Source organism: Microbacterium sp. HM-570 (assembly GCF_054165885.1).
This window is the reverse complement of record NZ_CM135111.1, coordinates 2,791,052-2,803,474: the sequence shown is the minus strand read 5'-3', so window position 1 is coordinate 2,803,474 and position 12,423 is coordinate 2,791,052. Positions and strand designations below refer to the sequence as shown.

General features: G+C 67.4%; 10 protein-coding genes. 5 read left to right on the top strand and 5 right to left on the bottom strand.

Features of this window, described 5'->3' with window-relative positions; translation table 11 throughout:
- The first annotated feature begins 228 nt into the window (after positions 1-228).
- On the top strand, positions 229-2,196 hold the full coding sequence (locus ACT9TC_RS13450) for an ABC transporter ATP-binding protein (RefSeq protein ID WP_458040966.1): 1,968 nt from the start codon (positions 229-231) through the stop codon (positions 2,194-2,196).
- 177 nt (positions 2,197-2,373) lie between these two features.
- On the opposite strand, the gene ACT9TC_RS13445 is transcribed toward ACT9TC_RS13450, so the two are convergent.
- Complete coding sequence (locus ACT9TC_RS13445; protein ID WP_458042936.1) at positions 2,374-4,206, bottom strand: phosphoenolpyruvate carboxykinase (GTP); 1,833 nt, start codon at positions 4,204-4,206, stop codon at positions 2,374-2,376.
- 136 nt (positions 4,207-4,342) lie between these two features.
- Here ACT9TC_RS13445 and ACT9TC_RS13440 point away from each other — a divergent pair, with 136 nt between their 5' ends.
- Positions 4,343-5,782, top strand: a complete 1,440-nt coding sequence (locus ACT9TC_RS13440) for a helix-turn-helix domain-containing protein (RefSeq protein ID WP_458040965.1) — start codon at positions 4,343-4,345, stop codon at positions 5,780-5,782.
- Here the strand turns inward: ACT9TC_RS13440 and ACT9TC_RS13435 are convergent.
- Genes ACT9TC_RS13435 through ACT9TC_RS13420 form a run of 4 tightly spaced genes read right to left on the bottom strand, consistent with a single transcriptional unit; the run spans position 5,705 to position 8,082 of the window.
- Complete coding sequence (locus tag ACT9TC_RS13435; RefSeq protein WP_458040964.1) at positions 5,705-6,721, bottom strand: DUF4436 family protein; 1,017 nt, start codon at positions 6,719-6,721, stop codon at positions 5,705-5,707. The two genes, ACT9TC_RS13440 and ACT9TC_RS13435, sit on opposite strands and share 78 nt — an antisense overlap.
- 35 nt (positions 6,722-6,756) lie before the next feature.
- On the bottom strand, positions 6,757-7,323 hold the full coding sequence (locus ACT9TC_RS13430) for an isochorismatase family protein (RefSeq protein WP_458040963.1): 567 nt from the start codon (positions 7,321-7,323) through the stop codon (positions 6,757-6,759).
- A 37-nt stretch (positions 7,324-7,360) separates the two neighbouring features.
- The gene (locus ACT9TC_RS13425) at positions 7,361-7,660 is read right to left on the bottom strand and encodes a hypothetical protein (protein ID WP_458040962.1); all 300 of its coding nucleotides are present in this window, start codon (positions 7,658-7,660) and stop codon (positions 7,361-7,363) included.
- Between the two features lie 26 nt (positions 7,661-7,686).
- Positions 7,687-8,082: a hypothetical protein gene (locus ACT9TC_RS13420; protein ID WP_458040961.1), complete on the bottom strand. Its 396-nt coding sequence runs from the start codon at positions 8,080-8,082 to the stop codon at positions 7,687-7,689.
- Between the two features lie 573 nt (positions 8,083-8,655).
- On the opposite strand from ACT9TC_RS13420, the gene ACT9TC_RS13415 reads away from it, so the two are divergent.
- From ACT9TC_RS13415 to ACT9TC_RS13405, 3 genes are all read left to right on the top strand, one after another.
- On the top strand, positions 8,656-9,648 hold the full coding sequence (locus ACT9TC_RS13415) for an ABC transporter substrate-binding protein (protein ID WP_458040960.1): 993 nt from the start codon (positions 8,656-8,658) through the stop codon (positions 9,646-9,648).
- 102 nt (positions 9,649-9,750) lie between these two features.
- The gene (locus tag ACT9TC_RS13410; protein ID WP_458040959.1) at positions 9,751-11,286 is read left to right on the top strand and encodes a sugar ABC transporter ATP-binding protein; all 1,536 of its coding nucleotides are present in this window, start codon (positions 9,751-9,753) and stop codon (positions 11,284-11,286) included.
- Positions 11,283-12,374 carry an ABC transporter permease gene (locus ACT9TC_RS13405; RefSeq protein ID WP_458040958.1) on the top strand — a complete coding sequence of 364 codons (1,092 nt, stop codon included), beginning with the start codon at positions 11,283-11,285 and terminating at the stop codon, positions 12,372-12,374. The genes ACT9TC_RS13410 and ACT9TC_RS13405 overlap by 4 nt, the downstream gene beginning before the upstream one ends.
- The last annotated feature ends 49 nt before the right edge of the window (positions 12,375-12,423 follow it).

Below are 12,423 nucleotides of genomic sequence, written 5' to 3'. Positions count from 1 at the left end.
AGGCGACGACCCTGTCGCCATGCTGCCTCGAGAGTATCGTACGACCGATATTGGCGCCGACATTCGCGCCAATCCTCCCTTCCGTCTGCGCGAGACTTCGCTTGTGTCCTCGAACAGGCGCAAGAACGTGACACACGCGAAGTCTCGCGCTGCTGGGCGGTGGGGGCTGAGTACGAAGTACGGTCGAAGGTAGCGCGATTGCGCATCCGTCCCACCCCGAGGTAGATCATGGCCGACACCACCCGCACCCGTGGCCGTGGCCGCGGACGCCGCTCCGAGCCCGAAGGCCCGCGCGCGACGATGCGCCAGCTGCTCCCCTTCCTGTTCGAGCACAAGAAGGTATTGATCGTCGTCGCGATCCTGAGCGTGCTCGGCGCGGGCGCGACCCTGGTCCAGCCGCTCCTCGTGGGCCAGATCATCGAGCGGGTGCAGACCGACGTGTCGCTCGGCGCGCTCGTCTGGCTGCTGGTCGGATTCGTCATCGTCTCGTCGATCATCTCGGGCTACCAGCACTACTTGCTGCAACGCACAGGAACGGCCGTGGTCTACTCGAGCCGCCGCAAACTCATCTCACGCATCCTGCACCTGCCGATCAGCGAGTTCGACGCCCGCCGCACCGGTGACCTGGTCTCGCGCGTGGGCACCGATACGACCCTGCTCTACGCCGTCCTGACACAGGGCCTCGCGGATGCGATCGGTAGCGCGCTGATCTTCGTGGGGGCCCTGATCGCGATGGCGATCATCGATCCGCTTCTGCTCGCACTGATCGTCGTCGTGATCGGCGTGTCCGTCACCGTCGTGGTGTTGCTGAGCGGACGCATCCGCACCGCCTCCACCGAGCAGCAAGTGAAGGTGGGCGAACTCGCATCGGGTGTCGAGCGCGCCGTCGGCTCCATCCGTACCGTGCGCGCCTCGGGCGCGACCGAGCGCGAGGTCGTGCAGGTATCGTCGCTCGCCACCGAGGCCTACGGCGTGGGGGTGCGGATCGCCAAGGTCTCGGCCCTCGTCGTTCCGATCGCCGGCATCGCGCTGCAGGTTTCGCTGCTCGTCGTGCTCGGCGTCGGCGGCTTCCGCGTCGCATCCGGGGCGATCGGCATCGCCAGCCTCGTGACGTTCATCATCTTCCTCTTCATGCTGATCGGCCCCCTGGGGTCGACGTTCGGCGCCATCACGAGCGTCAACCAGGCGCTCGGGGCACTCGGCCGCATCCAGGAGGTGCTCGACCTGCCGACGGAGGACCAGGAAGACGCCGCTCTCGCTGGCGCGGTCGCCGCGCGCGTGCGGTCTGCGGATGTCTCGGCATCCGCGTCCTCCGCGTCCCCCCGCTCGGCTACAGCCCCCGCACTGGCATTCCGCGACGTGCACTTCCGCTACCCCGACGACGTGGTCGCGGCCCGTGCCGCCGCCGCAGCGGCAGCGCGGAGCCTGCTCGAAGAGGTCCACCTCGAAAAGCCCGCACAGGAGAGCGCCGCGTTCGGGAGCGCGGCCGAGCACGAGGCAGAGCAGGAGGCCGCGCGCGAGGTGCTCCGAGGCGTCTCCTTCGACGTGCCTCATGGCGCCCGCGTCGCCCTCGTCGGGCCGAGTGGCGCCGGAAAGAGCACCGTCCTTTCTCTGCTCGAGCGGTTCTACGACCCCACTGCTGGGGCGATCGAGCTCGACGGCGCAGACATCCGCACCCTTCCACGTGACGAGCTGCGCGCTCGGTTCGGATACGTCGAACAGGATGCCCCGACCCTCGCCGGCACGATCGCCGACAACCTGCGGCTCGCTTCGCCCGAGGCGAGCGACGCCGAGTGCGAGGCGGTGTTGCGTGCCGTGAACCTCGGCGATGTGCTCGAGCGCAGCCCGCTCGGACTTCAGGCCCCCGTGGGCGAGGACGGCGTCATGCTCTCGGGCGGTGAGCGTCAACGGCTGGCGATCGCGCGAGCCCTGCTGTCCGCTCCCCCGATCCTGCTGCTCGACGAGTCGACGTCATCCCTCGACGGCGTCAACGAACAGCGCATGCGCGATGCGATCGACGCGGTCGCGACGGGCCGAACCCTGCTCGTGATCGCGCACCGCCTCTCGACCGTCGTCGACAGCGACCTGATCGTCGTGCTCGACAAGGGTCGCGTCGTCGGTCAAGGCACCCACTCCGAGCTCGTGGTGTCGACCCCGCTGTATCGCGACCTCGCAAAGCACCAGCTGCTGGTGTAGTCCCCCGGCCCCGCTCTTGCTGCAGCTCGCCGCCCGGACTTGGGGCGTCGGGCCAACGACTTGGGGCGTCGGACGAACGTTGGGGCGCGGCACTCCGCGCCCCAACGTGATCTCCGCGCCCCAAGTCAGCGGGCGGGAGGCGGACTAGGGCTAGCCGGTGGGCGGGAGGAGGATGAGCTACGTGCGCAGGCGGTAGCGCAGAGCGGACAGCTCGGATTTGAGCGCGGCCGGCACGCGGCCGTCGAACGTCGCGTAGAACTCCTCGGTCAGGTCGGCCTCGGCCTGCCACGTCAAGGGATCCACTGCGAACAATTCTTCGAGATCGGCCTCGGGCACGTCGATGCCGTCGAGGTTGAGGTCCTCCGTGCGCGGCAGGCGGCCGATCGGGCTGTCGACGGCGCCGACCTCGCCCTCGATGCGGCGAACGATCCACTCGATGACGCGCGAGTTGTCGCCGAAGCCGGGCCACAGGAACCGTCCGTCCGCGCCGCGGCGGAACCAGTTGACCTGGAAGATGCGCGGGGCGCGGTCGAACCGCAGCTTCTGGCCGACCTTCAGCCAGTGGCCGAAGTAGTCCGCCATGTTGTAACCGCAGAACGGCAACATGGCGAACGGGTCCCGGCGGAGCTCACCGAGCGTGCCCTCCGCGGCGGCGGTGCGCTCGGAGGACATGTTCGAGCCGATGAAGACGCCGTGCGTCCAGTCGGTCGCTTCGAGGACGAGGGGGACGTTCGTGGCACGGCGTCCGCCGAACAGGATCGCGTCGAGCGGCACGCCCTCCGCAGCATCCCAATCCGGCGCGATCTGCGGGCACTGCCCCGCGCTCACGGTGAAGCGCGAGTTCGGGTGCGCGGCGGGACGACCGGATGTCGGGGTCCAGGGGTTTCCCTCCCAGTCGGTCAGGTGGGGCGGCGCCTCATCGGTCAGGCCCTCCCACCAGACATCACCGTCGGGGCGGAGCGCGACGTTCGTGAAGATCGTGTTGCCCCAGAGCGTCTCGACGGCCGTGACGTTGGTCGACTCGCCCGTGCCCGGCGCCACGCCGAAGAAGCCGGCCTCGGGATTGATCGCCCACAGGCGACCATCCTCGCCCGGTCGGATCCAGGCGATGTCATCGCCGAGGGTCTCGACGCGCCAGCCGGGGATCGTGGGACGCAGCATCGCGAGGTTCGTCTTGCCACAAGCCGAAGGGAACGCGGCGGCGATGTGGTACTTACGACCCTCCGGGCTGATCACCCGGATCAGCAACATGTGCTCGGCGAGCCATCCCTCATCGCGTCCGATGACCGACGCGATGCGCAGCGCGAAGCACTTCTTGGCGAGGATCGCGTTACCGCCGTAGCCGGAACCGTACGACCAGACCTCGAGCGTGTCGGGAAAGTGCACGATGTACTTGTCGTCGTTGCAGGGCCACGCGACATCCTTCTCGCCCGGCGCGAGCGGCGCACCGACCGAGTGGACGGTGCGCACCCACGAGGCGCCCTGCGCGATCTGATCGGTGACATCGGCACCGACGCGGGTCATCAGGCCGATGCTCGTGACGGCGTACGGGCTGTCGGTGAGCTGCACACCGATATGCGAGAGCGGCCCGCCGACGGCGCCCATCGAGAACGGGACGACGTACATCGTGCGACCGCGCATGCTGCCGGCGAAGATCTGCGACATCGTGCCGCGCATCCCGGTCGGGTCAGCCCAGTTGTTGGTGGGGCCGGCGTCTTCTTCGCGCTCGGATGCGATGAATGTGCGACCCTCGGTGCGCGCGACATCCTTCGGGTGCGAGCGGGCCAGGTACGAGCCCGGACGCCACTCGGGGTTGAGCCGGATGAGCGTGCCGTCGTCGACCATCTGCCGCAGCAGCGCCTCGTTCTCGGCACGCGATCCATCGACCCAGTGCACGCGAGCCGGTTGCGTGAGCGCCGCGACCTCATCGACCCAGGCGAGCAGCTCGGTGAGGCCGGCCTCGTCGGCGGGGCGTTGTCCGAAGTCGGTGACGCGACGGGGGACGGCGATACGGGTGCTCAGGGATTCGGCAAGTGCCACGATGCGCTCCTACTTTCTCGGCTCTTCTCCATTTCACCGCGATCCCTCGGTGATTTGCCGAAGTTTGCATCGGAAAGAAACGCGATTCTTTCCCTATACTCAAGGAATGGTCGGCTCCGCTCTCGAACTCACCACCCTCGGTCACCGCATCCGGCATCACCGGCTGCAAAAAGGACTGACACTCGACGAACTCGGCGCCCTCGTGGGGGTCGCCGGCAGCCAGCTGAGCCTCGTGGAGAACGGCAAGCGCGAACCAAAGCTCTCGCTTCTGCAGGCAGTCGCCGCGGCGACCGACACGGAAGTGTCCGACCTGATCTCGGGCGAGCCCCCCAACCGACGGGCGGCTCTCGAGATCGAACTCGAACGCGCGCAGGCGAGCCCGGCGTTCCGTCGTCTCGGGGTTGCTCCGGTGCGCGTCACGAAGACGATGTCGGATGAGACGATCGAGTCGCTGTTGGGTCTTCATCGCGAACTGCAGCGGCGCGAGCGCGAGGCCATCGCAACGCCCGAAGAGGCGCGCCGGGCCAACACCGAGCTGCGCCTGCGGCTGCGGGAGCTGGACAACTACCTGCCCGACATCGAACGCCTCGCCGAGAAACAGCTCAAGGCGGCGGGGCATGTCTCGGGCGCCCTCACGCACCGGACGGTCAGCATCATGGCCGAGCGGCTCGGCTTCGAGCTGATCTACGTCAACGACCTACCCAGCTCGACCCGATCGATCACCGATCTCGAGCACGGCCGGATCTACCTTCCTCCCGCGTCGATTCCCGGCGGCCACGGCCTGCGCTCGATGGCACTGCAGGCCATGGCCCACCGCCTGCTGGGTCACACCCGCCCGACCGACTACGCGGACTTCCTGCAGCAACGCCTCGAGATCAACTACTTCGCGGCATGCTGCCTCATGCCGGAAACGGCCGCGGTCGCCTTCCTGCAGCAGGCGAAGAAAGACCGGAACCTGGCCGTCGAGGACTTCCGTGACGCGTTCGGCGTGACGCACGAGGCCGCCGGGATGCGCCTGACGAACCTCGTCACCAAGCACCTCGGCATTTCGCTCCACTTCTTGCGGGTCGGTCACACCGGTTCGCTGCAGCGTGTGTACGAGAACGACGGTCTTCCCCTGCCGATGGACGTGACGGGCTCTGTCGAAGGCCAGATCGTGTGCCGCAAGTTCTCGGCGCGCGGTGCGTTCGACCAGCAGAACCGCGCAACCGAGCACTACCAGTACACGGACACACCAGCTGGCACATTCTGGTGTTCGACGCAGACGGGCAACACGACCGACGGTGAGTTCTCGATCACGGTCGGGGTGCCCTTCGACGACGCGCGTTGGTTCCGCGGCCGCGAAACGGCGAGCCGCGCCGTCTCGACGTGCCCCGACGAGGCGTGCTGCCGACGCCCCGCTCCCGAGACCGCGAGCCGCTGGGAGGGCAAGTCATGGCCCTCGGCGCGCGTGCACATGCAGATGTTCTCACCGCTCCCCCGCGGCGCCTTCCCCGGCGTGGACGACTCCGAGGTCTACTCGTTCCTCGAGCGTCACGCCGACTGACGCTGCTGCGGGGTTGTCCTGGCGCGGCGACCAACGGAACCACGCCGCGACGTAGATCGCGAGCCCTCCGATGAGTCCGACGATCACCCAGAGCACGATCAGGAAGTCGATCCATGATCCGATCGGTGGCGAACCGGGCAGGAAGGTGCGCAGCGGAATGGTCGCGAACAGCATCGCGCCCATCCAGCTCATGAAGGATGCTTCGACGCGGCGTCGCCCGCGATAGACGGCGATCGCGACACTCAGCACGAGCACCGGCATGACGATCATGAGGCCGAGCAGCACCGCACCGAACGCGATCGTGCTGCCCGAGCGGGTAGCCGTGAGCTCGACGGCGAACACCGGCTCGGGCTGCCCGTCGAATTCCACGACGCCCCCGGTGGCGACCTCTGCGATCGATATGTTCCAACCGGGAACCCGCCCCGTCGCGACGATGTAGGTCTCGAGCGGTGTCCGCTCGCCCTCGTCGTCGTAGTAGGCAAGGAAAATGGTTTCGGCGGTGTGCACGTCGAACGGCCATCGCTCGATTACACCGTCGGCGATCAGGTCCACGCTCACGGCCGACGGCACGCTCCCCGCGGCGAATTCGATCGTGCGCGAACCGGCGGCCCCGCTGACGAGGAGGTACAACGTCCGCTCAACGCTGATGCCATCCTCCGCCGCGAACCCGGCGGCCTCTTCGAGGTCCAGGTTGACCGTGATGCGGCCCGCCGTCGCCTCCACCGCCTGAGGTTCGATCCTGAACAACGCGCCTTCGCCCGTGTCGAAATCGTCGCTTACGGCGTCGGAGACAGTGCCGCTGCTGGCATACAGGGAGATCACGAGGCCGTAAACGAGCGCGATCATCGCAACGAGGGCGACGACCCAGATCGCACGCAGGCGGCGACGCGCGGATGTCGATGCGGATGCGTCGCCCGCGCCCGCCCCCTGATCCGTCACGGTCACAGTGTCCCATGGGCCCTGACGGAGTCGCCTCACGCCAGCTCGGCTCCGGCGCGTTCCAGCTCGGCAAGTGCCGCCGCGCTCGTTTCTGCGGCGACGCCGGCGACCAGGTCGGTCAGAATCCGGACGCGTCGCCCATGCGCGATCGCGTCGAGAGCCGAGGCGCGCACGCAGTAGTCGGTGGCGAGTCCCGCGACGTCCACCTCGGTCACCCGGTGGGATTCGATGAGTTCGGCGACTCGGGCGCCATCGTCGGCCGTGCCCTCGTAGAGCGAATAGGCCGGGATGCCCTGGCCCTTCTTGACGTGATGAGTGACGCGGGCGGTGTCGAACTCGGGGTCGTATTCGGCACCCTCGGTGCCCGAGACGCAGTGGACCGGCCAGGTGTCGATGTAGTCGGGTTCGGGGTGGAAGTGCCCGCCGTTGTCGCCGCGGGGATCATGCCAGTCCCGCGAGGCGACGATCACGTCGTAGTCGTCGCCATGCTCGTCGAGATACTCCGTGATCTTCGCGGCGACAGCATCGCCCCCGTCCACGGCGAGCGCTCCCCCCTCTGTGAAGTCGTTCTGGACATCGACGATGAACAGCGCCTTGGTCATCCCCTGAGCGTAGCGCCGCGCCCTCCCCCGGTGCGGGTCAGGCGAGGGCCTCCACGAGGCTCACCTTGCTGACGGCGACACGCTGAGGCACTCCCGCGAATGCCTCGGCACGGCCCTCGGACGCCATGTAGGTGCTCTCGAGCTCGAGGAAGGCCGCCTCATCGCCCTCTGCGCTGACGGCCCACACGAACTGGTTCGACTCGCGCACCGCGTAGGCGAACTCGATCGCGAACCCTGCGGCCGACCGCACCCGCGGCATCCACTCCTTCCACCATTCGAGGAAGGCGTCGAACTCCCCGTCGACGATCGTGTACGTGCGCAACTGGATGGTCTTCACCCCTCCAGCTTGGCACGCGCCACCCCTCATCCCTCGACGATCAGGGCAATCCAGCCCGCCGCGAAGGCGAGCACCGCCACACCGACCATCAGCAACGTCAGGCGCACGAGCGCACGGACCAGGGGGGACCCCTTCGACAGCCGCATGCGGTTGTGCCATCCCACGCGGTACTCGATGTCGGCCATGTCCCTCTGGCCGATGCTTTCCAGGTCGTGTGCGGTCAGCGCGGCCTCGTTGACGACGCCCTGATCGTCGAACCACCGCACGAGCGCACCCTCGTCGGTGTGTTCCACGACGGCGCGGGTGGGCGCCCAGCTCCCGTCCGCGATGCGTGCGACGAGGGCGAGAAAAGCCAGGCCGATCGCCCCGAGCATGCCGATCCACGTGAAGACCTCAGCGATGAGTCCTACCACGTCAGCCATCCGTTCAGGCTACCGGCAGCTCGCCTTGCTCATTCGGCGACCCGGTCGGTGAACTGTTTCCAGAGCCATTCGATCGTGCCGACGAGGTCGACGGTGAGGGATCCGGTACGTTCGGCGGCCGGGGAGCGCCACATCCGCGTTACCCATCCCGCCGGCACGCTGAACCTCCCCATCCCGGCCCGCTCGTTCGTCGCCCGCGACGCCTGACCCGACGGTGAACCACCCCTCGCGCGGCGAGACACCCCGCGTCGAGGGGTGCCTCGCCGCGGCGGGGGTGTCTGGGATGTGCGAGATGCATGGGAGCGCTCCCCGCGGGTGGCGCGACCCGCGCGGCGCCCCACGCTCGGCATGGCGGCGAGCGCTCACATGTGATGCCTCACTTTTCGCCGCCAATCCGGTCCCGTGCCGCGGAATCGCGGGATCATGTGGGCTCCGTGACGTAATCGTTACCAAGTCCGCTCTGTTGTGAACGGAAATGTTAGGGCTAACATTCAGCTGCGACGCGCACTCGAAAGCGTTCGCGAACCCACGACACCGGCACAGTTGCCGGTCCCAGAACGAGGAGGTTTTGGAATGATGAGAAAAGGCAAGCTTTTCGCCGGATTCGCGCTCGCGGGAGCCATCGCTCTCACGGCAGCGGGATGCTCGAGCTCGAGCGACGCGGGTGGAAGCGGTGATGGCGGCGGAGACGAACTCGTCACGGTCGGCTTCGCGCAGACAGGTTCGGAGTCGGGCTGGCGCTCGGCCAACACCGAGTCGATGAAGACCGCGTTCTCGAAAGAGAACGGGTTCGACCTGATCTTCAACGCGGCCGACAACGACCCCGCGGCGCAGATCGCGGCCGTGCGCGACTTCATCAACCAGGGCGTCGACGCGATCGTCATCGCCCCGATCGTCGAAGACGGCTGGGACGACGTGCTGCAAGAAGCAGCTGACGCCGGAATCCCCGTCGTCCTCGAAGACCGCACGGTGACGGCCCCCGACGACCTGTACGCCAGCTGGGTCGGTCTCGACTTCCGCAAGGAGGGCGTGATGGCCGGCGAATGGGCCGCCGAAGAGTTCGGCGATACCGCAACCAACATGGTCGTGCTCGAGGGCACGACGGGTTCGGCGCCCGCCAACGAACGTGCGGCCGGTTTCGACGAGGCCATCGAGGGCACCGCGATCGAGAAGATCGACTCGCAGACGGGCGACTTCACCCGCGACGGCGGCAAGAAGGTCATGGAAGGGTTCCTGCAGAAGTACGGCGTGGACGGCATCGACTTGGTGTACGCACACAACGACGACATGGCGCTCGGCGCCATCGAGGCGATCGAGGCCGCTGGGGCGGTTCCGGGCGAAGACATCAAGATCGTGTCGATCGACGCGGTGAAGGATGGCATGCTCGCCCTGATCGACGGCAAGATCAACTTCATCGTGGAGTGCAACCCGCTGCTGGGTGAGCTGGCGGCCGGCATTGTGACGGACGTCCTTGCGGGCAACGAGGTCGACAAGGAGTACTACGTCACCGACCTCAGCTTCACACCGGAAGAGGCCGCGAAGGTCATCGACGACCGTCTGTACTGATCCGCTCTGAACGAATAATCAGCTCGGACCACAGATCCGAAGCCGCCGGGGACTCAGTTCCCGGCGGCTTCGGTCACCGAAGTAACGAAAGGCCAAGTAGCCATGCCCGCGGACACCGAAGTCCCCCCGGTGATCGAGATGACCGGCATCACCATCCGCTTTCCCGGAGTCCTCGCCCTCGATGACGTCGCCCTGACGCTGCGCCCGGGCGAGGTGCACTCGCTCATGGGCGAGAACGGCGCCGGAAAGTCCACCCTGATCAAGGCGCTCACCGGCGTCTATACGATCGATGCCGGCACGATCCGCGTCGCGGGAGCCGAGCGGGTGTTCGAGACGACGGCGGATGCTCAGGCCGCCGGCATCTCCACCGTTTACCAAGAGGTGAACCTGGCCCCCAACCTGTCCGTCGGCGAGAACGTCATGCTCGGGCAGGAGATCCGGCGTGGCGGCACGATCGGCTGGAAGGCCGTTCATCGCGCGGCCGCCGAGCAACTCCACAACCTCGGACAGAGCCTCGACACCCGATCGATCCTTTCGAGCCACTCGATCGCGGTGCAGCAATTGGTCGCCATCAGCCGGGCGATGGTGCTCGACGCGAAAGTGCTGATCCTCGACGAACCGACCTCGAGTCTGGACCGCCACGAGGTCGAGCAGCTCTTCGCCGTCATCCGCACGCTTCGCGACCGCGGCGTCGCCATCCTGTTCGTCAGCCACTTCCTCGATCAGGTCTACGAGATCTCGGACCGCATCACCGTGCTGCGCAACGGCCACCTGGTCGGTGAGTACCTGGCGCGCGACCTTCCGCGCGGTCAGCTCGTGACGAAGATGATCGGGCGCGAGCTCAACGAACTCGCCGCCCTCGCCACCGTTTCGGAGCGTGTCATCGACCGCAGCGGCACGCCCGTCTTGAAAGCGACCGGCATCGGGCGCCGGGGCGTTATCGAAGCCGCGGATCTGGACGTCTACCCGGGCGAGGTCGTCGGACTCGCCGGTCTGCTCGGATCGGGTCGAACCGAGCTCGTCCGGCTGTTGTACGGGGCAGACCGCGCCGACACGGGCCAGATCGAGGTCAAAGGCGACCCGGTCAAGGTCACCAACCCGCGCCACGCGATCGAGAACCGCATTGCGTTCTCGTCCGAGAATCGGCGGGAAGAGGGCATCATCGCCGACCTGACCGTCGGCGAGAACATCGTCCTCGGCATCCAAGCCCGGCGAGGCGCACTGCACAAGATCCCCCGTGGGGAGCAGGATGCGATCGTGAGCGAGTACATCACGGCCCTCGGCGTTCGGCCCGCGGACCCGAACCAGCTCGCCGGCAACCTCTCCGGCGGCAACCAGCAGAAGGTGCTGCTCGGGCGATGGCTCGCCACCGCCCCCGAACTGATCATCCTCGACGAACCCACCCGCGGCATCGATGTCGGGGCCAAAGCCGACATCCAGCGAAAGGTCGCCGAGCTCAGCGCCCAGGGCCTCGCGGTCGTGTTCATCTCGTCCGAACTGGAAGAGGTCCTGCGCCTTGCCCAGCGCGTCGTCGTGATGCGGGATCGTCGCCGCATCGGAGAACTGGACTCGAGCCGCACCGACCTGGACGACCTCATCGACTACATCGCCGACGGCGGCGAAGGGAACGCAGCATGAAGAAAGTCTTTCGTCACAGGCTGTTCTGGCCGATCGCGGCGCTCGTCACCCTGATCTTGGTCAACACGATCGTGAGGCCGCAGTTCATCGTCGTGACCGTGCGCGATGGGCAGTTGTACGGCGTGCTGATCGACATCCTGCGCACGAGTGCGCCCTTGATGTTGGTGGCGCTCGGCATGACGATGGTCATCGCAACACGCGGTATCGACCTGTCGGTCGGCGCGATCATGGCTGTATCGGGCGCCGTGGCGCTGACGATCATCGACGCCTCGAGCGATCCGGGCAGCATCGGCACTGTCATGTTGGCGCTGGTCGTCGCGCTCGGCGTGTCGCTGATCCTCGGCGCGTGGAACGGCCTGCTCGTCTCGGTTGCCGGCATTCAACCGATCATCGCGACCCTGGTGCTGATGCTCGCGGGGCGCGGCGTCGCACTGCTCATCACGGATGGCTTCATCACCACCGTGAACAGCGCACCGTACTCATTCATCGCGACCGGATACCTGGTGTTCCTGCCCGTCGCTTTCCTGATCGCTCTCGGCGCGATCATCGTGGTCGCCCTCGCCGAACGTCGCACGGCGCTCGGCGTGCTGACCGAGGCCGTGGGCATCAACCCGCAGGCGAGCCGCCTGGCCGGCGTCCGCTCGCGCGGCATCGTCTTCGGTGCATACCTGGCGAGCGGCCTGCTCGCGGGCATCGCCGGCATCATCTACAGCGCGAATATCCGCGCCGCGGACGCAAACGCCGCGGGGCTGTTCATCGAGCTGTACGCGATCCTCGCGGTCGTGCTCGGCGGCACCTCGCTGATGGGCGGCAAGTTCACGATCGCGGGCACGGTCGTCGGCGTGCTGATCATCCAGACCCTCGACAAGACGATCCTCTTCCTCGGCGTGCCCCCGGCGCAGAGCCCCGTGTTCTTCGCGGTCGTCGTGATCGTGGTCGTGATCCTGCAATCCCCACGGCTGCACAAGTGGATACGCGACCTGACCCGCAAACGCCCTTCCCCCACGCCCGGCGGCCCCACCGCCCCCGGCACCCCCACAACCGGCACCTCGATCGTCAACCAGAACAAGGCGGAGGTCGCGTCATGACCACGGACCTGCAAACTCGGCCGAAAGCGCCCCGCTCGGATCGGGGTTT